Annotated in this window: 19 protein-coding genes; 11 read left to right on the plus strand and 8 right to left on the minus strand. The window is 30.7% G+C overall.

Annotated features, from left to right (window positions below; genetic code table 11):
• Positions 1-6: 6 nt before the first annotated feature.
• The 3 genes from AXE80_RS04770 to AXE80_RS04780 are packed head-to-tail and all read right to left on the minus strand — an operon-like array spanning position 7 to position 2,128.
• On the minus strand, positions 7-966 hold the full coding sequence (locus AXE80_RS04770) for an isopenicillin N synthase family dioxygenase (RefSeq protein WP_068824947.1): 960 nt from the start codon (positions 964-966) through the stop codon (positions 7-9).
• Positions 967-969: 3 nt separating this feature from the next.
• Complete coding sequence (locus AXE80_RS04775) at positions 970-1,692, minus strand: DUF6048 family protein (RefSeq protein ID WP_068824948.1); 723 nt, start codon at positions 1,690-1,692, stop codon at positions 970-972.
• The gene (locus tag AXE80_RS04780) at positions 1,673-2,128 is read right to left on the minus strand and encodes a DUF6452 family protein (protein WP_068824949.1); all 456 of its coding nucleotides are present in this window, start codon (positions 2,126-2,128) and stop codon (positions 1,673-1,675) included. Before AXE80_RS04780 ends, AXE80_RS04775 begins: the two co-directional genes overlap by 20 nt.
• A gap of 289 nt (positions 2,129-2,417) precedes the next feature.
• Between AXE80_RS04780 and AXE80_RS04785 the strand changes: the two genes are divergently transcribed.
• Positions 2,418-3,962, plus strand: a complete 1,545-nt coding sequence (locus AXE80_RS04785; protein ID WP_157359344.1) for a T9SS type A sorting domain-containing protein — start codon at positions 2,418-2,420, stop codon at positions 3,960-3,962.
• Positions 3,963-4,079: 117 nt separating this feature from the next.
• Here the strand turns inward: AXE80_RS04785 and AXE80_RS04790 are convergent, their stop codons facing one another.
• From AXE80_RS04790 to AXE80_RS04805, 4 genes are all read right to left on the minus strand, one after another.
• On the minus strand, positions 4,080-5,900 hold the full coding sequence (locus AXE80_RS04790) for a DEAD/DEAH box helicase (protein WP_068828684.1): 1,821 nt from the start codon (positions 5,898-5,900) through the stop codon (positions 4,080-4,082).
• Positions 5,901-5,989: 89 nt separating this feature from the next.
• The gene (locus tag AXE80_RS04795) at positions 5,990-6,232 is read right to left on the minus strand and encodes a VF530 family protein (RefSeq protein ID WP_068824952.1); all 243 of its coding nucleotides are present in this window, start codon (positions 6,230-6,232) and stop codon (positions 5,990-5,992) included.
• A gap of 40 nt (positions 6,233-6,272) precedes the next feature.
• Positions 6,273-9,122 (minus strand): TolB family protein, encoded by a 2,850-nt coding sequence (locus tag AXE80_RS04800; protein WP_157359345.1) that lies wholly within the window; start codon positions 9,120-9,122, stop codon positions 6,273-6,275.
• Positions 9,123-9,130: 8 nt separating this feature from the next.
• Positions 9,131-9,811: a LysE family translocator gene (locus tag AXE80_RS04805; RefSeq protein WP_068824956.1), complete on the minus strand. Its 681-nt coding sequence runs from the start codon at positions 9,809-9,811 to the stop codon at positions 9,131-9,133.
• Positions 9,812-9,906: 95 nt separating this feature from the next.
• Here AXE80_RS04805 and AXE80_RS04810 point away from each other — a divergent pair, with 95 nt between their 5' ends.
• The 6 genes from AXE80_RS04810 to AXE80_RS04835 all read left to right on the plus strand — a co-directional run bounded on the left by AXE80_RS04810 (position 9,907) and on the right by AXE80_RS04835 (position 15,511).
• Entirely contained in the window at positions 9,907-11,526 is a 1,620-nt protein-coding gene (locus AXE80_RS04810) for an ABC-F family ATP-binding cassette domain-containing protein (protein WP_068824958.1), read from the plus strand.
• A 144-nt stretch (positions 11,527-11,670) separates the two neighbouring features.
• Positions 11,671-12,387: a response regulator transcription factor gene (locus AXE80_RS04815; protein ID WP_068824960.1), complete on the plus strand. Its 717-nt coding sequence runs from the start codon at positions 11,671-11,673 to the stop codon at positions 12,385-12,387.
• Complete coding sequence (locus AXE80_RS04820; RefSeq protein WP_068824962.1) at positions 12,371-13,729, plus strand: sensor histidine kinase; 1,359 nt, start codon at positions 12,371-12,373, stop codon at positions 13,727-13,729. The genes AXE80_RS04815 and AXE80_RS04820 overlap by 17 nt, the downstream gene beginning before the upstream one ends.
• An 81-nt stretch (positions 13,730-13,810) precedes the next feature.
• Positions 13,811-14,287 carry a hypothetical protein gene (locus AXE80_RS04825; RefSeq protein ID WP_068824964.1) on the plus strand — a complete coding sequence of 159 codons (477 nt, stop codon included), beginning with the start codon at positions 13,811-13,813 and terminating at the stop codon, positions 14,285-14,287.
• The gene (locus AXE80_RS04830; protein WP_068824965.1) at positions 14,287-14,769 is read left to right on the plus strand and encodes a hypothetical protein; all 483 of its coding nucleotides are present in this window, start codon (positions 14,287-14,289) and stop codon (positions 14,767-14,769) included. The genes AXE80_RS04825 and AXE80_RS04830 overlap by 1 nt, the downstream gene beginning before the upstream one ends.
• Positions 14,753-15,511, plus strand: coding sequence for a YoaK family protein (locus tag AXE80_RS04835; RefSeq protein ID WP_068824967.1), 759 nt, complete (start codon positions 14,753-14,755; stop codon positions 15,509-15,511). Before AXE80_RS04830 ends, AXE80_RS04835 begins: the two co-directional genes overlap by 17 nt.
• Positions 15,512-15,602: 91 nt before the next feature.
• Here AXE80_RS04835 and AXE80_RS04840 read toward each other — a convergent pair whose 3' ends face one another.
• A complete protein-coding gene (locus AXE80_RS04840) occupies positions 15,603-17,330 on the minus strand; it encodes an LVIVD repeat-containing protein (protein ID WP_068824969.1) in 1,728 nt (575 codons plus the stop codon).
• Positions 17,331-17,679: 349 nt separating this feature from the next.
• Here AXE80_RS04840 and AXE80_RS04845 point away from each other — a divergent pair, with 349 nt between their 5' ends.
• From AXE80_RS04845 to AXE80_RS04860, 4 genes are all read left to right on the plus strand, one after another.
• Complete coding sequence (locus tag AXE80_RS04845) at positions 17,680-18,948, plus strand: T9SS type A sorting domain-containing protein (RefSeq protein WP_068824971.1); 1,269 nt, start codon at positions 17,680-17,682, stop codon at positions 18,946-18,948.
• Positions 18,949-19,273: 325 nt separating this feature from the next.
• The gene (locus AXE80_RS04850) at positions 19,274-22,030 is read left to right on the plus strand and encodes a hybrid sensor histidine kinase/response regulator transcription factor (RefSeq protein WP_068824973.1); all 2,757 of its coding nucleotides are present in this window, start codon (positions 19,274-19,276) and stop codon (positions 22,028-22,030) included.
• Positions 22,031-22,261: 231 nt separating this feature from the next.
• Positions 22,262-23,581, plus strand: a complete 1,320-nt coding sequence (locus tag AXE80_RS04855) for a sugar porter family MFS transporter (protein ID WP_068824975.1) — start codon at positions 22,262-22,264, stop codon at positions 23,579-23,581.
• Positions 23,578-25,173, plus strand: a complete 1,596-nt coding sequence (locus tag AXE80_RS04860) for a glycoside hydrolase family 32 protein (RefSeq protein WP_068824977.1) — start codon at positions 23,578-23,580, stop codon at positions 25,171-25,173. Before AXE80_RS04855 ends, AXE80_RS04860 begins: the two co-directional genes overlap by 4 nt.
• Positions 25,174-25,189: the final 16 nt, after the last annotated feature.

A 25,189-nucleotide genomic window follows, 5' to 3' on the forward strand; every position in this document is an offset into this window, starting at 1 on the left:
ACTGCTTTATTTGATTAAACCTAGGTCTTTTAGTCTTTCGTATAAAAAGTCTCCAGCACTAATATCTTCGTATTGTTTTGGGTTGTTGTCTGATACACAGTTGTCTAAACAAGTTAAATCCATTGTTGGCACTGGGTGCATAAAAAATGGAATAGAATAACGTGAAGTTCCCCAAAGTTCTTTAGGTGGGTTGATGACTTGGTGAATGGTAGATTTTAATTTGTTATTGGTTAATCTTGATAACATATCTCCAACATTAATCATTAATTCATCAGGCTGAGCAATGGCGTCAATCCAATCTCCTTGTAAGTTCTGAACTTGTAAACCTCTTCCTTGAGCTCCCATCAACAAAGTAATTAAATTGATATCTCCATGTGCTGCAGCTCTTACCGCTCCTTTAGGTTCGGATTGAATAGGAGGGTAGTGTATAGGTCTTAAAATACTATTTCCGTTATGAATATATTCATCAAAATAGTTTTCATCTAATTCTAAATAAATAGCTAGGGCTCTTAAAACATACTTAGCTGTTTTTTCTAGTTGCTGATAAACTTCTTTTCCTACTCTATTAAAATTTGGAAGTTCTTCTACAATAATATTAGGAATCAATACTTTTTGTAAAGCTTCTGATAAAACATCATGTTTGTCTACATATTGTCCAAAATGCCAAAATTCTTTTAAATCTCCTTCGGTTTTTCCTTTGGCACTTTCTTTTCCAAAAGAGGTATATCCACGTTGCCCACCCAATCCATCAATTTCATATTTGTTTTTGATTTCTTGCGGAAGGTTAAAAAAGTTTTTAATTTCTTGATACAATTCTTCTATCAATTCATCAGATAAAAAATGTCCTTTTAAAGCTACAAAACCAATATTGCTAAAAGCATTTCCTATTTGTTCTACAAAAGCTTGCTTGTCTATAGCTTGGTTAGATAAAAATTGTTGTAAATCTACCGATGGAATTTTTTGCATGATTTATTTTTTATATAGAGGAATTCTGTAAGTAATAGTGTAGTTGATATTTGCGCCAGCTCCGGTTTTAGAAATTTTTCCAATTCCTGGACTGTAGGTGTTTTTAAAATTATCAGGATCGTTGGTTGTGATTAATCTGCTAAAGCTTACCATGAATCCTAAAAATAAATTTTTAAAAGTTTCTACTTTTATACCAGCAACCAATTCAAGCCAATGAGCGTTTAAGTTGTTGTATTTAATACCATTTCCTGTTTTAGGATCAAAATAATCACCGTATTGATAAACTTTATAATTATTTAATTCGTTATTAAAAATACTAGTACCATATCTTACCCCAAGATAAGTTTCGTTATCCATATCTAGCCAGTTGGTGTACAAGTTATAGTTAACCCCAAGTTTTAAATAAGTTCCTTTGGCAGTATGATTAAAATAATCTTCTTGAATAGTTCTTTGTGTATATCCCATTTCTCCTGCAGCATATAAACGAGTGTTGATACGGTAATCTGCTACTACTTCAGCACCTTTGATATCATCGTTGCTAAAAGATAATACAGGTTTAACTAAATCAAATCCAATTCTTAATCCATAGGTTTTAGGATTGTAAAATTCACCAACACTATCTCTTTTAATTTCTTTAATAGTATTGATTGTGTCTAATTCTTTATTTTGTGCGATGCTAACAAAAGAGCAAAGTAAAATAAAACAACTAATGAAATATTTTAACATGTGCTTGATTTTGGTTTGTAATATCAGATGTGGTAGTAGTAAAACTATTTAGCCATCCATTGTTTGTGGTATTCACTGTAATATTGTTAAAAATACTTTTAAATCCACAGGCTTTAGATACAAATTTATCTTCTACAGTATAACTCAAAGTAATATCTTCTGTGATATCATCACTTTTAATGTGATATACTACACTAGAATTTTTGGTGTCTATAGGTAAATAAATTGAGTCGGTAGAAACACCATTGTAGATGGTGTCTTTATTCTCAACCCAAACTTTTAATTCAATAGATTTTTTTTCAGTAACAACATCTTTATCATAAAACCTAATGATAAGGTTAGGAGTGGTAGGGTCTAAGCAAAATTCATCTTGACAGCTTGATGTTAAAGCTGCTGTTAATATTGCTAGAAAAAGGAATGGCAGTATTTTTTTCATATCGTCAAAGATAAAAGATTTCACCTTAAAGTAAACGAACAATTCAACAAGTTCTTGTCTTTGATTAGTATATAATTACAACGAACCTGTGTTTTGCTAAATATGTTTTATTTGTGCTTTATAGTTGTTATATGATGATTTTTAAAGTAATTCTTTTGCTGGTTTTTAAGTATTTATGTTTTTTTCTTGTGGATATCGTAAATAAAATATAAATTTGGTTAACCAGTTTGGTAAACCAAAAAATGGTTTTAAAAAAATAATAACTACAACTACAACTAAAACTATCATTATGAAAACAAAACTACTTTTAGCTTTATTACTAATAAGCTGTACATTTGGTTTCTCACAAGAAACTTTAACATTAGGTTCAGGAACATCTGCTTCGGCAACTAGAGGTCCTTTACAACGATCAGATTCAGGGTCGAGTTCCGTATATTCTAGAGCAACTATGTTGTATTCTGCAACGGAATTAGCAAGTTTAACTTCTACAGCTATTATATCTCAAATAAACTTTGATTTAGGTTCAGAGAATATTATTACAGCTTCGGGAGATGCTACTTTAAAAATTTACATGAAAAATTCATCTGCTACTGAAGTGGCAGCCGTGGATACACAGTGGGATACTGCTGTGAGTGGTGCTACTTTGGTAGGAACTTATACTTTTAATACTGCTAATAATTTCCCAGGTACAGAAGGATTCTTAAGTTTTGATTTAGATTCAGATTTTAATTATTCAGGAGGTGCTTTGGAAGTTTCTGTAGATTGGGATTGTTCTAATTTAATACCATTAGATGCTGGTCAGCCAAACCAATTGTTTTCAGGAAATGGTTCTTTAAATTGGCATTGGTCTGGAACAACTCATGCTTCATTATTATACGATGCTTCATCTTCTCAGCCAACAGTATTAGATACAAGAAAGTCTGAGCGTGTTAATACACAAATAGTTTATACAGATCCAAATGCAGATCAAACTTTAACATTAGGTTCAGGAACATCTGCTTCAGCAACTAGAGGTCCTTTACAACGATCAGATTCAGGGTCGAGTTCTGTGTATTCTAGAGCAACTATGTTATACTCTGCTACTGAATTGACAAGTTTAACTTCAGACGCTACCATATCTATGATTAAATTCGATTTAGGTTCAGTAAATATTATTACAGCTTCGGGAGATGCTACTTTAAAAGTTTATATGAAAAATTCATCAGCGACTGAGGTGGCAGCTGTGGATACAGCGTGGGATACTGCTGTAAGTGGTGCTACTTTGGTAGGTACTTATACTTTTAATACTACAAATAATTTTCCAGGTGCAGAAGGATTCTTAAGTTTTGATTTAGATTCAGATTTTAATTATTCAGGAGGTGCTTTGGAAGTTTCTGTAGATTGGGATTGTTCTAATTTAGTACCATTAGATGCTGGTGATCCTAATTTATTGTTTTCAGGAGACGGTTCATTAAACTGGCATTGGTCTGGAACAACTCATGCATCATTGTTATACGATGCTTCATCTTCTCAGCCAACGGCATTAGATACAAGAAAGTCTGAACGTGTTAATACAGAACTTGTATATAAAGTGAATACTGCATTATCTACTGCTACTTTATCAGAATCTGACTTTAGTATTTATCCTAATCCTGTTAAAGATGTAATAACTATAAAATTAAATGATGTAAATCTTACTTCTGTTGAGATGTATAATGTTATGGGGCAAAAAATATTATCAACTACTAGTTTAAATAATAATCAGTTGAATGTTTCTGAATTAAATAGTGGAATTTATTTATTAAACATTAATGCTGATGGAAAAACATTAGTTAAAAAGATTATTAAAGAATAACCTATTAAATTTAAAAGCCTTTTGTAAAACAAAAGGCTTTTTTGATTCCAAGAATAATATGGAATAAAAAAAGAGGACTATTTACAGTCCTCTTTTTTATGATATTTCTACAAAAGATTAGTCTCTTTTACGACCCCAAGATTTGTTTTGAACACGTCCCGAAGAATTACCTCGGTTAGAGTTATCTCTGTTTCCAGAAGATTCTCTACGTTTACCTTTAAAATCTCCACCATCTCTACGTGGTCTATCTCCTCCGCGGAAATTTCCACCATCTCTACGTGGTCTTCTATCTCCACCACGACCACCACCTCCGCCTGAACGACGTTTTTTGGTGATTTCTACATTTACACCTCTTCCTTCAAATTCAGGAGAATTAGCTAAAAAGGCATCAAGGGTTTCTTTTTCAAAGTTTTTGTCTAGTTCAAAGAAAGAGAAAGTATCTAAAATTTCAATTTGTCCTATTTCTACGTTGTTTGTTATGTTTTGATCGTTGATCAATCCCATTAAACGAGGAGGCGTTAAATTGTCTTTTCTACCTATGTTGATAAAGAAACGAGACATATTTTCGTCATCTCTTCTTCTTCCTCTATCATCACTTTCTCTAGCAGGTCTATTATCGTTAATATCGTTTGCTTTAGAGTAATATTCTAAAAAGGCGTTAAATTCAACCGATATAAATTTTTGAATTAATTCTTCACGAGATAAACCTTCAAATTGTTCGTAAATATTATCTAAATATCCAGAGATTTCTTTAGTGTTGATTTCAGTATTTTTTACTTTTTCAACTAATTTAAATAACTGAATTTCACAAATTTCTTTTCCGCTAGGAACTTCTTTTTTAATGAATTTCTTTTGAATTTTACGTTCAATAGGTCTTAGTTTTCCAACTTCTCTTGCAGTAACCAAAACAATAGATGTTCCTTTGTTACCAGCTCTACCTGTACGTCCACTACGGTGTGTATAAGCTTCGTTTTGGTCTGGTAATTTGTGGTTAATTACGTGTGTTAAGTTGTTTACATCTAATCCACGAGCAGCAACATCAGTTGCAACCAACATCTGAACTGTTTTGTTACGGAATTTTTGCATTACGTTATCACGTTGTGCTTGTGATAAATCTCCGTGTAAAGAGTCAGCATTGTATCCGTCAGCAATTAATTTTTCTGATACTTCTTGACATTCACGTCTAGTTCTACAGAAAATAATACCATAAATATCAGGGTTTACATCCGCAATACGCTTAATAGCAGCATAACGGTTACGCTCTGTTACTACATAGTATTCATTACTAACATCATCAGAACCTGTGTTTTTAGTACCTGCAGAAATTTCTACTGGTTGATGCATGTAGTTACGTGCAATAGCTTCAACTTCTCTAGGGAAAGTTGCAGAGAACAATAATGTTTGTTTGGTTGATGGAGTAGATTCTAAAACAGCATCCAAATCATCTTTGAATCCCATGTTTAACATTTCATCAGCCTCATCTAAAACCAACCATTGTAAGTTTTCTAGTTTTAGTCTTCTTCTGTTAATTAAATCAACAGTTCTACCTGGAGTACCCACAACAATTTGTGCTCCTCTATTTAATTTTCTAGTTTGGTCTTCAATACTTGCTCCTCCGTATACAGTAACAACTTTTAAACCTTTAATGTTTTTAGAAAATTTTTCTATTTGATCACCAATTTGAACCGCTAATTCACGTGTAGGAGACAAAATAATTGCCTGTACATTGTTGCTGTTAACGTCTATTTGTTGAATAATAGGTAAACTAAAAGCTGCAGTTTTTCCTGTTCCAGTTTGTGCAAAAGCTTTTAAATCATCAGTAGATGATATTACTTGTGGAATTGATTTTTCTTGAATTTCTGATGGAGTTTCATACCCCATCTCTATCAAAGCTGAAAGAATTTCTTCTTTCAACCCTAATTCGCTAAATGTCGACATATAAGTTTGTTTATGATCCACAAACCTATACGACAAGTTTGCAAATCTGATTATAAAAATGCAAATGTACGCTATTTACTTAGAACTACCTATAGATTGTGTAACTCTTTATATTCTAGCCAATCTAAGTATAAATCTTCGGTACGTTTTCTTGCCCATGGCATTGTTCTTAAGAACTTTAGACTGCTTTTGTAAGTAGGGTTGTTACCAAAACATTTAATTCCAGTTTCTTTTTCCATCTCTTCCCAACCTAAATTTTCAATTAATTCTGTAAGAATATCGGCTAATTTTATTCCATGTAGTGGATTATTGGGCTGTGAGTTTGATGACATTTGTTCCTTTTTTTGATACAAATTTAAGTTAAATTGATGTTTAGAAAGATAAGTTTGTGGCTAAAATAAATTGAAATCCACCAGAACTGTTTCCAATCAGGTTTTCTTTTAATAAATGTGAGTATCTAACTCCAGCTGAAATAGGTAATACATTAAAATAAACATTGTCAAATAAAATTTCTGTTCCAATGGAATTATAAGTTTGAGATTTAAATTCGTTTTTAATGTTTTCATTATTCAGTTTTCCAACTCCATAATCATAAAACAAATTGGCTTTAATACGTTTAAAGTAAGCCATTCCAGCAAAACCAAAATCTGGATATGCTAGTGGTAAACCGTAATTAAAACTAATAGAGGTAAACTCATCATTTAAAGGAGCGTTATAACCTCTAGGGTAGTTGTAATAATCACTAAACTGGTATGGATTGCTTAGTTTTTCTTTTTGATATTCTCCTCTTATTCTAAGAAAGTGGTTTTTAGAAATTCCGGGTAAATATAGCGTGGAGTTAAGGTTAAGTTTATTGGCATTCTCATTATTAACAATACTTGCCCTTTTACTGATGTTTAATGCAAACCCTCCACGAGGTCCTATGTTTTGAAAAGCAGTTCTTTTGATAGAACTAAAAGAAAAACCAGTGTGATAAGCAGTAAACTTTTTTTGATTAAAAACAGTTTTAGAATTGTTTAAAACAAATTGATTTCCTTCTACATAAGGCTCAAAATTAGTAATGTAATTCCCTTTGTACCAAGTAAGAGGAGTTCCAATTTTTAACCCTAGTTTGGTTTCATCAAAATTTAAAATATCGTATTGATTATTGATGTTATTTTCAAAAACGGTTTGCCTGTTTGATTGGCTAATACTAAAGGTGATTTCAGGATAATACCTTGAGAGTACCATGTTTCCACCATAAATAATACGATTGTTTTCGTTGTGATTAATTTCTGTGCTAACATTTATAGCCAAATCATTTAAAATATTTACCGCCCTTAGGTTGATAGATGAAACCGATAATGATGGAATAATTCCCCAAGTATGTAATTTTAATCCGGTAAACAATCCTTTGTAGTTTTTACTTTTATAAGTAGTTGTACTATCAATTTTATTTAGAATATTTCCGCCTTCTGTTTGATTGGCAATAGTGTTGTATTGTTCCATTTTATTAGGTTCTTTAAAACTAATAAAGGAATTGTTTGTGGTTAGTTTTTGTGTAGAAATGTTAAAACCTTTTGAACTGTATTCAGTAAACATCAATTGGTTTTTATATATACTTGGCTGAAATGCTCCAACTTTAACAGAGGTTTCTTTTCTGATTTGTTTGCTTCCTTGCAAATCTGTACTGTAAATATTGTCGATACCAGAAAAACTGGCGTTAAAATAAACCCTATTTTTTGTTACAAAAGGAGTTTCTATAGTGTGAGCAATCCATGGGGTTAGTTCTGTTGTTTTACCATTTTTAGTATTAATTTTTATCAAACAAAGTTTTCCGTTTTCTTTTACAATACTAATAATGTTTTTTCCGTCTAGTGTCCAAGCGGTTCTTGATAAAAATCTGTTTTTAGGGTTGTCAAAAGTTTTGATGATTTTTCCTGTTTTGGCATTTAAAATGCAAAGCTTAAACTGTTCTAAAGGACTAATATGTATGGTGGCAATTTGGGCTCCATCAGGAGAAATAGAGGGAGAAAAATAGCGAGTTGATTGGGTTAATCGCTGTTTTTGATTTGTTTTTAAATCAAAAAGAATAATATCAGAATAATTTTGGGCACCTCTACGAGGATTTCTAGTGCTTTCTGTCCAAGCTAATAAGTTTTGATTGTATGATAAAAAGTTATCATTATTAATACCGATAGAAGTAATTTTAGTTTCTTTTCCGTCAATAATTCTTACTAGTTCATCAGTAGTGTTATAACTAGTTTTTCTTGCAATTACGGTATTGTCGTTTAATGAAATTGGATAACTATAAGTTGTGATTGTTTTTGGGCTGTTTTTAAAGAGTGGAGTAGTGGGGATTAAATTTGTGTTTTTTAATTGCGTTTTGTTTTTTTCTTTAAATTCTTCCCAAGCGTTTTGATATAATTTTGTAGTGTTTTTTATGCCTGTATGTCTTTTGATAGCTTTAGAGAAAGGATAAAAAAGTCCATTGAAAGATGTTGATTCTTTTAAAATAGTAGCTACCACATCATTTCCATAATGATTTCTTAGGTAGGTTAACATCATATATCCTAAAGGATAATGATTAGGAAGTAGGTCTTTATAAGAACCATTTCTGTTTTTTAGGTAGGAATAATTAATATTTTCGTTAATCAAGGCTCTTTGTTGTAAAGTAAAAAAAGGATTTCTACCCCTTCCAGATTCACTAAGAGCAGTTTCGCTAATTACCGCATCACCTTCGTAATACCAGTTAGGTAACACTAAATTATTTACTACGGCCCAATAAGATTCTCCACCTAAATAATAGAAAAAATTAACAATTCCATTTTTAGCATTAATGTTTTGTAACACATGTCTGTATTCGTGAATAGAAAGTACATCAAGCCAATTTAAAGAACCAAGAGATAAATTGCTTTGTGGTGGAGTTCCGTAAAATTCACTTCTAAAAGGAGCCAATCCTACATAACCATTAGAGAAAGTGGTTTGGGTTTGTAGAACAATATCAATCTGTCGTTCTTTATCTCCTACAGAACGTCTGTTGTTTTTATCTATGTAGTTTGTAATTCTAGCAATTCTTTGTGCTTGATAATTCATTCCATTTGGATAAATTACTCTCACAGCAGGGGAACTTAAAATTTGCCAATCTTGTCCTAGTGGGTGTCCTCCAAAAAATTGTTGGGCATTTAGGTTTATAGATGCGAATAAGAATGTTAAAATCAAAAGATGTTTATTCTTCATCATGATGGGGGCTAGTTATTAGGAGTTTCAATATAATTATCAAAGTTAAAATCGTCTTTAGGAATAAATCCTTTTAACATCATAAAAATTCCAAAAACAATTAAAATAAAGCCCATTGTTTTTTTGATTTGAAGTACCACTTTTGGGGTTAACTTGTGTTTTAATTGTTTGGCTAAAAGAATTTTAACCATATCAGTAACAAAATAGCTACCAATAATTAGGGTAAAATACCAAAATATGTATAGAGGATTCATGTCTAAAGCAGGGCCAATAACTACAATTAAACCTAGCCAAAAAGCCAAGACGCCAACATTAATAAAGTTTAAAAAGAAACCATTTATAAATAGTTTTAAATAATCATTAGAAGTGGAGAGTTTAAGGTCAACTTCTGTGTCATCTTTTTCTTTTTTAGGTTTTCCTAATAGAATAATTAATCCGTAAATAATTAAGATAACTCCTCCTAACAAGAATAATCTAGGATCGTTTTTAATTTCTTTTAGCACAGGTCTGCTTCCAAAATAGGCTAATAAAATAAAAGTAATATCGCCTAAAATAACCCCTAAATCAAAAGCAATAGCATACCTAGCTCCTTTTAATATGCTTGTTTGTAGTAGTTTAAAAAATACAGGGCCTATCATAAAAGCAAGAAAGAACCCTATAAACACTGCGTTTTTAATGTGAAAAAAATCCATTAATTAAAGATAGAAAATCTTATGAAAGCTGTTTGAAATCTAGGCAATTTTCTTTATCATTTTTGTACTTTTGCAGCAAATTAAAAATAAGAGTCATGTTAACAGTTTCAAATCTATCGGTACAGTTCGGAAAAAGAGTGTTGTTCGATGAAGTGAATACAAAATTCGTACAAGGGAATTGCTATGGTGTAATTGGTGCCAATGGAGCAGGAAAATCTACTTTTTTAAAGATTATATCTGGAAAAATGGAAGCTACTTCTGGTCACGTTACTTTAGATCCAGGAAAGCGTATGTCTGTATTAACTCAAGATCACTATGCTTTTGATGAGTATACCGTTTTAGAAACGGTGTTGATGGGTAACAAAGAGTTGCATAAAATCAAAACAGAAATTGATGCTTTATACGCTGATTATACTGATGAAAATGCAGAAAAAATTGGAGAGTTACAAGTTCGTTTTGAAGAAATGGATGGATGGAACGCCGATGCTGCTGCTGCAACCATGTTATCAAACTTAGGAATTAAAGATGATTTGCATTACACTTTGTTAGCCGATTTAGATGGTAAAACAAAAGTACGTGTGTTGTTAGCACAGTGTTTGTTTGGAAATCCTGATGTATTGATTATGGATGAGCCTACCAACGACTTGGATTTTGAAACCATTGCTTGGTTAGAAAACTTTTTAGCTAACTATGAGAATACAGTAATTGTAGTATCGCATGACCGTCACTTTTTAGATGCTGTTTGTACTCATATTTCTGATATAGATTTTGGAAAAATTAATCATTATTCTGGAAACTATACTTTCTGGTACGAGTCTTCTCAATTAGCAGCTAAACAACGTCAACAAGCCAATAAAAAGGCAGAAGATAAAAAGAAAGAATTAGAAGAATTTATTCGTCGTTTTTCTGCGAATATGGCAAAGTCTAAACAGGCTACTTCTCGTAAAAAAATGATTGAAAAGTTAAATGTTGATGAAATTCAACCTTCTAGCCGTAGATATCCTGCTATTATTTTTGATAGAGATAGAGAAGCTGGAGATCAAATTTTAAACATAGAAAACTTATCAAAATCTTTTGAAGGAGAAACTTTGTTTAAAGATGTAGATATCAACTTGGCTAAAGGAGATAAAGTTTTGGTAGTTTCTAAAAACTCTAAGGCAGTTACTTCTTTTTACCAAATTATTATGGGTAATGAGTCTGCTGATACAGGGGAATATAAGTGGGGAATTACTACTAATCAATCTTATTTACCATCAGACAATTCATCTTTCTTTGTAGATGAAAAGTTAAACTTGGTAGATTGGTTACGTCAATATGCAAAAACAGAAGAAGAGAGAGAAGAAGTACATTTAAGAGGTTTCTTAGGGAAAATGATTTTTAGTGGAGAAGAAGCGCTAAAAAAATGTAATGTATTATCTGGAGGAGAAAAAGTACGTTGTATGTTGTCTAGAATGATGATGACTAGAGCAAACGTTTTGGTATTAGATGAACCTACAAACCACTTAGACTTAGAATCTATCCAGGCTTTAAACAACTCTTTAAAGAATTTTAAAGGAACAGTTTTATTTTCTACTCATGACCACGAATTTGCTCAAACAGTAGCGAATAGAATTATTGAAATTACACCTAAAGGAGTGATTGATAAATACGCTACTTTTGATGAGTATTTAGACGATCCAAAAATTAAAGAATTAAGAGCTAAAATGTACGAATAGTATATTTACAACCATAAGTAAAAATCCCATTTGAATTTCAAATGGGATTTTTTGTTTTTAAAACGCAATAGAATTTCATTTGGCTTAATGTTATTGGTTGTAAGTCTTTTTTTCTATTTTTATTTGCAGATATCTATATAGTTCATGGAAAACAAAAAACATAAAATTTTATTGGTAGAAGATGATGTAAAAGTTTGTTCGTTTATCAACCAAGGATTAACAGAGCAGAATTTTGAAGTGACCATTGCATTAAATGGAGCTCAAGGTTATGAGTTGGCTAGTACCATTAATTTTGATTTACTCATTTTAGATATCATGTTGCCAGAAATGAATGGATTAGATATTTGTAAAGCAGTAAGAGTAAAAAACAATCAAGTACCAATTTTATTTTTAACAGCATTAGGAAGTACAGAAAACATAGCTTTAGGATTAAATAGTGGTGCAGATGATTATTTAACCAAACCTTTTAAGTTTATAGAGCTAACCGCACGTATTAATAGTTTGTTAAGACGTTCTGTAAATTTTAAACCACAAGATGTAGATGAAAATGTTTTTTCTTTTGCTGATGTAGAATTAAATGATACCACCAAAACGGTTACTAGGAATAATGAAAAGTTAAATTTAACATCAACCGAATATAAATTGTTGTTGGCTTTTTTAAAGTGGCCCAAAAGAGTTCTTTCTAGGGTAGAATTATTGGAGAACGTTTGGGGTGTTAATTATGATATTGGAACCAATGTAGTAGATGTTTATGTAAATTATTTGCGTAAAAAACTAGATAAAAACAATGGAGAAAAACTAATACATACGGTTATTGGAATGGGCTATGTTTTAAAACACAACGATGAAGACACAAACTAAAATACTGATATTTTCTACTTCAATTTTTCTGTCATATATCCTTATTTTTAGTGGGTTTATCTACTACTCAATTAGCGATTATACTTATACTGATTTCTATAAAAGATTAGAGATTAGAGCTATTACAATGGCTAAAATTGAATTAGAAAGTCATAAAAGTGTAGAGATGGTTAAAGAAATTAGGCAAGATTTTTTAGAAAAATTGCCTAATGAAAGTATTGTTGTTTTAGAGTTGAATAAAGATACTATTATAAAAACAGGACTTAATGTACCAAAATCTTTTATTGAAGAAATAAAGTTAAACGAAAGGGCTTTTTATCATAACGAGAGTATTTTTCATTCAGGAATAAAATACATAACCAAAGGGAAAGAGTATTTGGTAATTGTTTCGGCAAAAAATGAGTACAGCATTAAATTGGTTAAGTACTTAAGAAATTTATTGATTGTCGCTTTGGGTTTTTCAGTTCTAATTTTAGGCTTTTTAGTCTATGTATTTTCTAGAAGAATAATGAGGCCAATTAAAAAAATGGTGTCAGAAATTAAAATTATTAGCACGGAAAACTTAAATTTTAGATTGGTTGAACCTAAAAATAATGATGAGTTAAAAGTATTAGCTGCAGCGTTTAACGATATGCTAAATAGGTTAGAAACATCATTTGAAACGCAGAAAAACTTTATTAGCAATGCATCGCATGAATTAAACACGCCTTTAACCTCTATTATTGGAGAAGCAGAAGTGGTGTTGTCAAAAGAAAGAACAGTAAATGATTATATAAATTCTTTAAATACTATTCTAGAATCTGCAGGTAAGCTAAATAAAAAAACCAAAGCCTTGTTGTTTTTAGCTCAAACAGGGTATAATGGTAAAATTCAGCAAGTAAATGGTTTAAGAATGGATGAATTGGTGATTGATGTAAAAACTACGGTAGAAAAAATATATCCAGAAGCACAAATCCATTTAAATTTTGATTTATTACCAGACAATCCAGATACTTTAAAGGTAAAAGGAAATGAACAACTTTTGCATTTGGCAATATCTAATGTGGTGATGAATGCTTGTAAATATTCTGATTTTAAAAAAGTTGATTTGGCAGTTTTAGTTATCAATCAGCAAGTAATTGTTAGGGTTAGAGACGAAGGGATTGGTATACCAAAAGAAGAAATACAATATATTTATGATCCGTTTTTTAGAGCTTCTAATACATCAGAATATGGTGGTTACGGTATAGGGTTACCTTTAACTAGAAATGTAATGAAAATCCATAATGGAATTATTGTGGTAAACTCAGATCAAAATAAAGGAACTACTATAGAATTAAGGCTTCCGGTAGAAAATATATAAATTCTAATCTTATTCTAATGTCGCTTTAATCACATTTTAAGACACTAGATATAACTTTGTTTCAACAAAAGAAATAAGGTTATGAATAAAATTTTAGTTCCTACAGATTTTTCAATAGAATCATTATCATTATTAATTGGTGCTTTAGAAAATGAAAACAATTCAGTAGATATTGTTTTGGTTTATGGAATGTCTTTGCCTACATCTATAACAGAGCTGTTGTTTTTCTCAAAGCAAAAGTGCTTAGAAGAATTACAAAACATAGAGTTTTTAAATGCTTTATCTGATGTAAAGGAGGTGTATAAGGATAAAATCAATTCGATTACTTCAGACTTTTTCCATGGATTTAATAAAAATGCATTTCAAAATTACCTTCAAGGTCATGGAATTAATAAAGCATATATTCCAGATGATGGAAAATCAATTTTATCAAACAAAAGAAAAGGTTTTGATTTGATTTCTTTTATAAAAAAATCAGACACCGATATTTGTGAAATAAGATATCCAAACGGTGAGAATTTAAAACTAGTGGGATTTAATATGTTAATAGCTAACTAATGAAACACAAAGTTTTATACATATATGGAGCTATCTTTTTTGTGTGCACGCTTGTTGTTTGTTTGGTGTTAAATAATGCTAAAAATCCAAATGATGACATTGTAGGACTTTGGAAAGAGGTTGCTTGGAAATACGAAAAAACACCAAGTCACTATACCCTTGATTTTTCCAATGAAGATAAACAAGTGATTACAGAAAATATGATGATTCATAAGGCCGAGGTTTGGGAATTTATGCCTAATGGAGAAATTAAGTTAACCCAAGAAAATGGTGATGTAAAGCTGTTAAACTGGAGGTTAAAGGGGAGAGGACATGTTCTAAAACTGATTGAAAACAATGTGAATAATGAACATTACAATCTTTATTATGTAGGAGAAAATATTTTAGAATTACATTTTAGAACAGATTTACAAGCCAAAGGAATAGTAAAATTGACTTTTAAGAGAATTAATAAAACAGAAGAGTATGCTCAGAAAATTTAATAATAGTAGAACTGTTAAAGATAATATGCAATTGGGGGCTTTAACTGCTTTTTCGGCAGGTATGGTTAACGTGGTGTCTGTTATTATTTTCTTTGCATTTACGTCAAATGTTACAGGGCATTATGCTGTTTTGGCCGAAGAAGTAGCAAAAGGAAATTGGAATCAAGCATTTGTAGTGCTAACATGGATTTTCTTGTTCTTTATCGGTGGGTTTGTGTCAAATTTTATCATTATTAATTTTAATGATAAAAATACTTATATGGCTCATGCTACTCCTTTGATATTAGAAATGATTTGTTTGTTTTCGGTAGGGACATATGGTGCTTTTTATTATACAGAAACCTTATGGGAAACAGAAATAATGGTAGGATTTATGTTGTTTGCTATGGGGCTACAAAATGGGTTAACGGCTAGTATTTCTAGTTTTTCTATTAAAACGACTCATTTAACAGGTTTAACCACAGATTTAGGAGTTTTGGCATCGTTATATACTAAAAAGAAATATAGAAAAAATAAAGCATTAATCGCAAAAAGGAAAGTGTTGTTGTCTATTGTAAGTGCCTATTTATTAGGTGGGATTTTTGCAGGGATGGTGTACTTAAAAATTCAGTTTTTTGTGTTTTATGTGGCTTGTTTAGTAATTGGAGTTATTATTGGCTATGAGTATTATAAACTCAAAATTAATAAGTTAATACGTTATAAAAGGCAAAGATTTTCAAAGTTAAAGAAAATCGCCGCTTAAAAAATAGTAGTTAAGTTTAGTTAGTTTTTTTATGTAAAAGCCCCCTCGATGTTTTATTGAGGGGCTTTTTATTGCTATATGTTGTTTTTATTTATAGTTTATTAAAAGTATCGGTATAATTACCGTTAATGGTTGGAGTTCCATTTTTTATAACATTACCATGTATGGTAATGCTAGAGTTGGCTCCTAAGAAATCAATAGTAACATTATTATTGATTGTTACATCTCCATAAATGGTAACATCCCCTAAAACTTTTAAATTAGCTGCATTGTTAAATGTCATGTTTCCATAAACAATTAAAGTTCCTTCAACCTCAAGAATACCATCGTTAATAATTAATGAATTCCATGGGTTTTCAGCATTTCCTTGTGCCAAAGTACCACTCATTTTAAAATGTCCGTTACTGTTTATATGTAGTCCATTACTAACTGCTAAAGTACCACAAAAAGTAAGGTTTGCACTTACATTTAATCCCATTAAACTTGTAGATCCGCTATAGGCTTTGTTTTCGTTTGAATTTATATTTAGCCAATATCCTCCTATGTATGGAGGTAGGTTGGTGCAATCAATATTGGTTTCTGTATTGGTGTTGGCAACAGTTTTAATAATTTTTAAACCTCCATTTCCACTGGCTACAAAAATATATCCATTGGCACTTTTTACATAATTTGTAGATCCATCAATTTCTAAAGTTCCGATAGTGGTTATGTTTGAGGTTCCTTCGGTTAAATCGTGAACAGTTACTCCTGCAGCCCAGTTAGCCATAAATATATGCTCACTTTCTACTGTAACGGCATTGGTTACTATTTCATCAGGGTCTATGTTAGTGTCTGTAACAGTTGGTAGATCAATCGTGGTTAATTTATTTCCGTTGTTAATATTATAAATTCCTAACCCTTGTTTTCCTTCAGCAACTAATACATTGTTGTTGTAAAAATCAATAGTTCTTTTGGCTTCTGGAGTATCTGTACTAGTAGTAAAACTAGAAATCTCAGTTAAATTACTGTTGTGTACTGTAATCCCATCTGTACCACTTAATACTATAATTTTATTGTCATGTTCTCCTAAAGCCCTTAAATCGTTAATACTAACATTTTCTTTAAGAGTTAGGTTAGAAATATCATATTGTGCTAATACTCCATCAACTCCCGAAACACCATATATTCCGTTTTCATTAGCCAATACATCAGTAGCAACATAACTAGGAATATCTATAAGCGCAATGTTGTCGGTGGGTAAACCGTTTTCTAATTCCATCTTAATAAGTACAGCAGGGTGGGTTCCATCACTATTGATAGAGGAACTTGCTCCTGCAAGATATAATGCATTATTATAGTAATTTACAGCACTAATATCAGTATTAGGCAAAATAGCACTTAGGGCAATACTAGGGCTATTTGGATTAGAGATGTCTATAACATCAACGGCTCCTAAATATGTTGGGCCTTCAACATTATAAGAAACGTAAGCGTAATTTCCGTTAATAGCTACATGTGTGGCTCTTAAAGTTGTTCCATTGTGTTTTGGAGCAGAAACTTCAGCAATTTGTATCAAAGGGATGTTACTTGCTATGTCAGATTCATTGATGGTAGAAGTTTTAAATGTAGCTTTGGTATTTTTTGCTTCCTCGGGATCTTCATCGGGGGCTTCTTTGATGCTTAATACTCCGGATTTTGAAGTATTTAATCTATCAGTTTGATTAGTGTTGTTAAGGATTACTTCTTTTTGTTCCTCTTTAATGTCATCAGTGTTTTTAGAACTACAACTAGCTACTAAAACTAATAATATCAAAAGATTTAATGCTGCAATTTTTTTCATAACAATTATGTAGCTAGGTGTAATATATCTATGTTAAGATAAACTTTTTAAATGAGAATAGATAAAATAAAATGACTCGTTGTTTGATTATTATGTGTTTTTTCTAAACCATTAAATTTTTAATATGATTAAAAGGCAGAGTTATATTTTTAAAATCGTTTAATAGAGATTTTGATAGTAAAACACATGAGTAGTGGAGGGTAGATGAAATAAATATACCTTATTAGACAATTTTTATACCCTTAGAAAAAAGGTTTTAAGGAACTTTACTAGAGTTGATTTTTAGTAGTAGTTGTGACTACTGAAAACAACAAGCAAAATAACTTTTAATCTTAAAATTATTAAAATCATGAAAAAAATTACTTTATTGGCAATTCTGTCAGCAATTTCATTTACAACATATGCGCAAAAGATTTATGATTTTGCTGCGGGTGCAAATCCAGGAGCGTGGGTTCAAGCAGGTAGTGGTATATCTGTAACTACTAGTGCAGATGGTTTAGTGTTTGAATATGGTGCAGGTACTCCTAGAATTGATATTACTCGAGGAGCGGATCCTTTTGTTGTATCTGATGGTACACATATGTTGGTTACTTTAATTAATAATAGTACGGAGATAGGAAGTTTCTCTGGTTTTTTTGATAAAAATAATGGTGTCGATACTGGAACACAATTTTTAGGTTTTCAAACAGGAGTGACTCCTGCGGCTGTGAAAGGGGCTGGTGTAGAAAAAACATATATTTTTCAACTAAGCTCAGGGAATTATAATAATGATTCAGGTGCTTTGACATTTAATGATACTGATAATATATCAAACATGGAGTATTGTGGAATTCGTTTTAGAAATGCTTCTGGTGCTGCTTTAACAGGAACTAGTGCGGATGATGGTAATTTAATTCTTAAAAAAGTGCAAATTGTTAATGCGGGTACAATTTTAAAAGAGAGTTATGATTTTTCAATTGATAATTCAGCTAGTTTTACTGGAGTAGATGGAACGGTTTCAGGAGGTACTTCTACTATAGATTTTGTTGCGGAAGGAGATAGTACTACACCAAAGTTTGGACAAAGTTTTTATGGAGTAGATGCATCATCAAATACATATGTTCATCTTGTAGTTGATTCTAATGAATCAAATGCAGACCAAATTAAGTTTCAATTTGTGGATGCATCAAGTACTACAAAAACATATGGAAATAAAACATTAAATATTGGTGCTTCTACTGTTGTAGATATTAATTTATCTGGTAAAACTGAGTGGACAGGTAATATTAGTGATTGGAATTTTGTTCTTTCAAATGTTGCTGAAACTAATGTAACTTCTGGTGTAGTTAAAATATCTAAAATAGTTTTTGATTCTAACCCAACATTAAGTTCTAAAAATATTGATAATACTTTATTTTCGTTTTCTCCAAACCCAGCTAAAAATTTTATTAATATTACAGGTGTTAACAAAATAAACAGTGTTGCAATTTATGATATGACAGGTAGACTGTCTCTAGAAACAAGTAACCTAGGGAACAACAGTGTTGATATTTCTGGATTAAACAACGGTCTTTATTTGGTTAAAATTAAAGATGTAAATAATAATATTTCGGTTAAAAAATTAATTGTTTCTAAATAACAATTTTAAGTATTCATTTTGGTTGACACCCCTATAAGTCAACTAAAGAAATATCTACCCTATAAAAGAAAACCACTATAGATTTAGGTCTATAGTGGTTTTTATTTTTTTATAGCCTTAAAGAGCTGTTTAAGGTTTATTTAGCCACTACTGTTGTTGATGTAACTATATATTAAGTTTTTAGGATAGTGGATTGTTTTCTTTCAGGAAAATTTATTATAAAATTATATTTTATAAGTATAATTGCACGCTACAAGTATTTAATATACATTGTAATTCTTTCAAATTTGGTAGATTTATTCTGAAATTATATAATATAAATTCAATGACTTCTAAAATATTTAAAATAATTATTGTAACAAGTTCAATCCTTTTTTTGGCATGTAATCAAACAATAAATGATGAAGATTCAAGTATTAAAATTGGCTTTTCACAAGGATTAGGTGGACATCCATGGAGAACTGCTATGAATTATTCTATGGAAATTCAAGCTTCTTTACATTCAGAAGTTGAGCTAACTATTTTAAAAGCTGACGATGTTGTAGAAAACCAAATTAAAAATATTCAAACATTTATTGATAAAAAGGTTGATGTTATTATTGTTTCTCCAATAGATTCAGATGCCTTGGTTCCTGTTGTTGAAAAAGCTTATAGTTATGGAATTCCTATTATTTTACTAGATAGAAAAATTAACTCTAACAAATACACTACCTATATAGGTGCTGACAATATTGAAGTTGGGAGACAAGCTGCACAATATATTGCTTCATCAACAAATAAAGAAATAAATGTACTAGAAATAAAAGGGGATGATAATTCATCTCCTACACGTGAAAGAAGCAAAGGATTCCATGAAGTTTTAGACAAACTTTCTAATGTTCATATTATTAAAAGTTTTAAAGGACTTCCTGTTGATGAATTTAAACATACACTTGACTCATTAAAAGACAATAAGATTGATTATTTATTTGCTTTTAATGATGACTTAGCAGGAAAAGCATGGGAAATTGCAAGAAAATCTGGAGTAGAAAATCAACTTAAATTTATTGGTGTAGATGGACTAAATAGTTCTGTTGGTGGAATTCAAATGATACTTGACGGAAAGTTTAGTGCAACTATTTTATATCCTACCGGAGCAGTAGAGGCTATTGAAACAGCTATTAAAATACATCGTAAAGAAACTGTAGCTAAAAGACAAGTACTTGGTACTACTATTATTGATCGTTTTAATGTTGATATTATGCGAAATCAATTTGATAAAATTGATGAACAGCAAGCTATTATTGAAAATCAAGTAAGTGCCATTAAAAAACAGAAACAATTGTACTATTCTCAAAACAACCTATTAAAACTATCTGTGTTTGTTTTAATCGTTATTTTAAGTTTAACCATCTATAGTATTTATTTAATTTTTACAGTAAGAAAAAGGAATAGACAATTAACTTTAAACAACGAAAAAATAACTATTCAAAGAAATCAAATTGAAAAAATAGCCAATGAAGTTAAAGAAAGTAACGATGCTAAATTTAATTTTTTCACAGGATTATCTCATGAATTTAAAACACCTATTACGTTGATATTGAGCTCCATAGAGTCTTTAAGGGAAAATTCAAAAAACAAAGGTAGTAAACCTAGTTATGAAATTGAATTAATTAATAAAAATTCAAACAGACTTTTAAGACTCATAAACAACCTATTAGATTTTAGAAAAATTGAAGACAAAATGTTTAACATGAGAGCTTCTAAAACCAACGTTTATGATTTTTCTAACGGACTTTATAGAGATTTTGAAAGCGAAGCAAAAAAGCGAAATATTAAGTTTGAATTAACAACAAACAACCAAGATTTAGAATTGTTTTTCGACAGGAATTTAATGGATAAAGTCTACTTTAATTTACTCTCAAATGCATTTAAATTCACTCCAGACAATGGTGAAATAGATATTATTATTCATGATAATAAAAAAGGGAATAATGTAACCATCACTTTTAAAGACAATGGTATTGGAATTCCAGAAGATGAAATGAGTAATGTTTTTGAAGCCTTTTTTAAAGGATCAAATAACCGTAAAAATAGCTCTGGAATTGGATTACATTTAAGTAAACAATTTATAGAATTACATTTAGGAAAAATAGAAGTAAGTTCTTTTCAAGGAACAGAGTTTACGATCACTTTATTTAAAGGAAACACTCATTTTAACGAAGATCAAATAATTACAGAACCTGAAGTTATAGACGCAAATCTTTTAAACATGACTTCTGAAATAATACCAGATGAGGACGACTATGCTGATGAAATAGTATCTACAGGAGATAAAGCCTCTATTTTGATTATAGAAGACAATAAAGACTTGTCTTTCTTCCTAAAAAACAAACTTCAAAATGAGTTTCAAATTATGTTGTCAGATGGAACTGATGCTACAGAGTTGGCATTTGAGCACATTCCAGATATTATTATATGTGATGTAAACTTACCCCTTAAAAATGGTTTTGAAATTTGTGAAATATTGAAGAATGATTTGAGAACCTCTCATATACCTACAATTATTTTAACTGCTTTGGGGAATCAAGAATCTTATATGCAAGGGTTAAAATCTGGAGCAGATTTATATCTTACCAAGCCATTTAACTACTCTATTTTAACACAATCTATAAAATCACTGCTTTACAATAGAGAAAAATTAAGATATTATTATACAAATAACATTAACAAGCTTACTTCAAACAAATCTTTTGGGAATATAGAGCAAGAATTTGTAAGTAAATTAAATGGTTTTATTAACCAAAACATAGATAATTCTGATTTCTCAGTTGAAAACCTAGCAGAATCACTACACATTTCTCGTGTGCAATTATACAGAAAAGTAAAAGCTATTTTTGGCATTAACGTAAGTGATTACATTAGCAACCTTAAGTTAGATATTGCAAAAGAAATGTTGGATAAATCTACTTTAACCATTTCTGAAATCGCCTATAAAAACGGATTCTCATCTCCTAATTACTTTTCAACAGTTTTCAAAAATAAATATGGAATGTCTCCTAATTCATATAGAAAATCTAATTCTAGTAAAGATAATGAATAAGTATAGTAAACAAACTATACTACTGATGTAACATATTCTTAACCTAATGTTACATCAGTATAATTTTATGTTACATTAAAAGTCAAACATAAAGTACCTAAGCCCCTTTATTACTATGGATTAGCGAAAATATTAGGTTTCTATTAAAAAAACAGAATACTTTGAAACATCTTTAAAGTAAAACTCTCTATTTCATTAATAATTTAGTTGACAACTAAAATATTTAAGAAAATGAGAAAAATTTTAATGTGGTCTATTACAGCAGCTTTAGCAGGTTTCCTTTTTGGATTTGATACCGTTGTTATTTCTGGTGCTGATAAAAAACTACAGTTGCTCTGGAATACTTCAGATGCATTTCATGGATCAGTTGTCATGGCTATGGCATTATGGGGTACAGTTATCGGTGCTCTTTTAGGAGGAATTCCAACCAATAAAATAGGAAGAAAACATACCTTATTAATTATAGGTATATTTTATGCAGTTTCGGCCATTGGGTCTGGAATGGCAAATGATCCAATTACTTTTGCAGTTTTTAGATTTATTGGTGGACTTGGTGTAGGGGTCTCTACTATTGCTGCTCCAACTTATATTTCAGAAATTGCTCCAGCCAAAGATAGAGGTAGATTGGTATCTCTTTACCAATTTAATATTGTGTTTGGAATTTTAGTGGCTTTTTTATCTAACTATTTATTAAATGATATAAGTGAAAACGACTGGAGATGGATGGTGGGTGTAGAAGCTATTCCTGCAGTGGTTTATATACTTTTCGTTTTTACCATTCCGCAAAGTCCACGTTGGTTAATTTCTAAAGGAAGAATAAATGAAGCTAAAACGATTTTAAACACCATCGATCCTAATCAGGATGTAGAAAAAATAATTCAAGGAATTAACAATAGTAACGATAATTTAAAGCATGAAAATATTTTCATGAAAAAATATAGGTTTCCGTTAATCTTGGCCTTTTTGATGGCTTTTTTCAATCAATTATCTGGAATTAATGCTTTTTTATACTATGCTCCTAGAATTTTTGAAGAGGCTGGCTTAGGGGAACGTACTGCTTTGTTAAGTAGTATTGGTGTAGGTATTACCAATATGATTTTTACTTTATTAGGTGTGTTCTTAATAGATAAATTAGGAAGAAAAACACTTATGTATTTTGGGTCTATAGGCTATATTATTTCATTAGGATTAGTCTCTGCTGCATTTTATTTAGGATGGACTGGAATGGCAGTTCCCATTTTTTTATTCCTATTTATAGCTTCTCATGCCATTGGTCAAGGAGCTGTTATTTGGGTTTTTATATCAGAAATATTTCCAAATCATTTAAGAGCTTCAGGACAAGCATTTGGAAGCTCAACTCATTGGGTACTTGCTGCTATAATCCCTTCTTTAATTCCCTTTTTATTCTCCTCTATTGGAGCAGGAACAGTGTTTCTCATCTTTACTATAGCTATGGTGTTTCAATTGATCTTTGTAAAATTTATGATGCCTGAAACCAAAGGAATTACACTAGAAAAATTAAGTCAAAAACTAGAAAATAAATATCAATGAAAAAATTTACACTAACAGGACTACTCCTTATAGCCATAATAGGCTGTAACAGTATTCATAAAAACGAGAAAAAGAGTTCTTTAACATTAGAAAAAAAGGTTGTTCTTACTGAAGAGCAATTATACAGACCTAATTTTCATTTCACACCTGAAGAAAATTGGATGAATGATCCTAATGGAATGTTTTATTTAGACGGAACTTATCATTTGTATTTTCAGTATTACCCAAACGAAAGTAAATGGGGCCCAATGCACTGGGGACATGCCACTAGTACAGATTTAATAGCTTGGAAACAACAACCTATTGCTTTGTATCCAGATAAATTAGGATATATATTTTCAGGAAGTGCAGTGGTAGACCATCACAATACTTCTGGTTTTGGAGATGGAACTCAAACACCAGTTGTTGCTATTTATACCTATCATAATCCTATTAAAGAAAAAGCTGGGAAAATTGATATTGAAAGTCAAGGAATAGCCTATTCATTAGATAACGGAATGACTTGGACAAAATACTCAAACAATCCAGTTCTTAAAAACCCAGGTATTAAAAACTTTAGAGATCCTAAAGTTACTTGGGATGATATTCATCAACAATGGATTATGACTTTAGCAGCCAATGACCGAGCACAATTTTATAGTTCAAAAAACTTAATAGACTGGACATATTTATCAGAATTTGGTCAAAATATTGGTGCTCATGGAGGTGTTTGGGAATGTCCTGATTTTTTTCCAATGAAGATAAACGACTCTGCAAACACAAAATGGGTTCTGTTGCAAAGTTTAAATCCTGGGGGGCCTAATGGAGGTTCTGCAACTCAATATTTTATTGGAGATTTTGATGGAAAAACTTTTAAGTTAGACCCTCTGTTTAAAAATCAATTAAGTAAAAAAGAAGCTTTGTGGTTAGATTCTGGAAAAGATAACTATGCAGGTGTTACTTGGAACAATAGTCCTAGTGTAAACCCTACTTATATTGGGTGGATGTCTAACTGGCAATATGCACAGGAAGTACCTACAAAAACATGGAGAAGTAGTATGACACTACCAAGGGAACTAACATTATTACAGGTTGAATCAGGGTATAAACTAATCTCAACACCAGTATCACAATTGGGTAATTATTTTAAAGAAACCATTATTAAAAAAGATATAGTCTTTAAAAAGAATACATCACTATTAAAAAGTGAAGATCTAGACTTGTCCAAATCGGTAATTGATGTTAGTTTAAAAAACATGAAAACTGATATCTATACCTTTTCGTTAAATAATACTATTGGAGATACCTTGGAGTTTGGAATTAACAACAAAGAAAATTTCTTATTTATAGATCGTAAAAAATCAGGAATTATTAACTTTTCTAATGAATTTGCAAACAAAATATCAAAAGCAAACTTAGACAAAAGACAGAGCTCTGCAGCATTTAAAATCATATTAGATAAAACATCTATAGAGGTCTTCTTTAATAATGGAGAAGAGGTATTAACTGAAATATTTTTCACAAACCAACCATATATGAACCTTTCTATTGAATCTTCGGGGAAAGATGCAGAAATATCGATATTAAAGGCTAACCAATTAAACATAAACTAACTATAAAAACTAAATT

Origin of the sequence: Wenyingzhuangia fucanilytica (assembly GCF_001697185.1) — a bacterium.
In the GTDB taxonomy this organism is placed as follows: domain Bacteria; phylum Bacteroidota; class Bacteroidia; order Flavobacteriales; family Flavobacteriaceae; genus Wenyingzhuangia; species Wenyingzhuangia fucanilytica.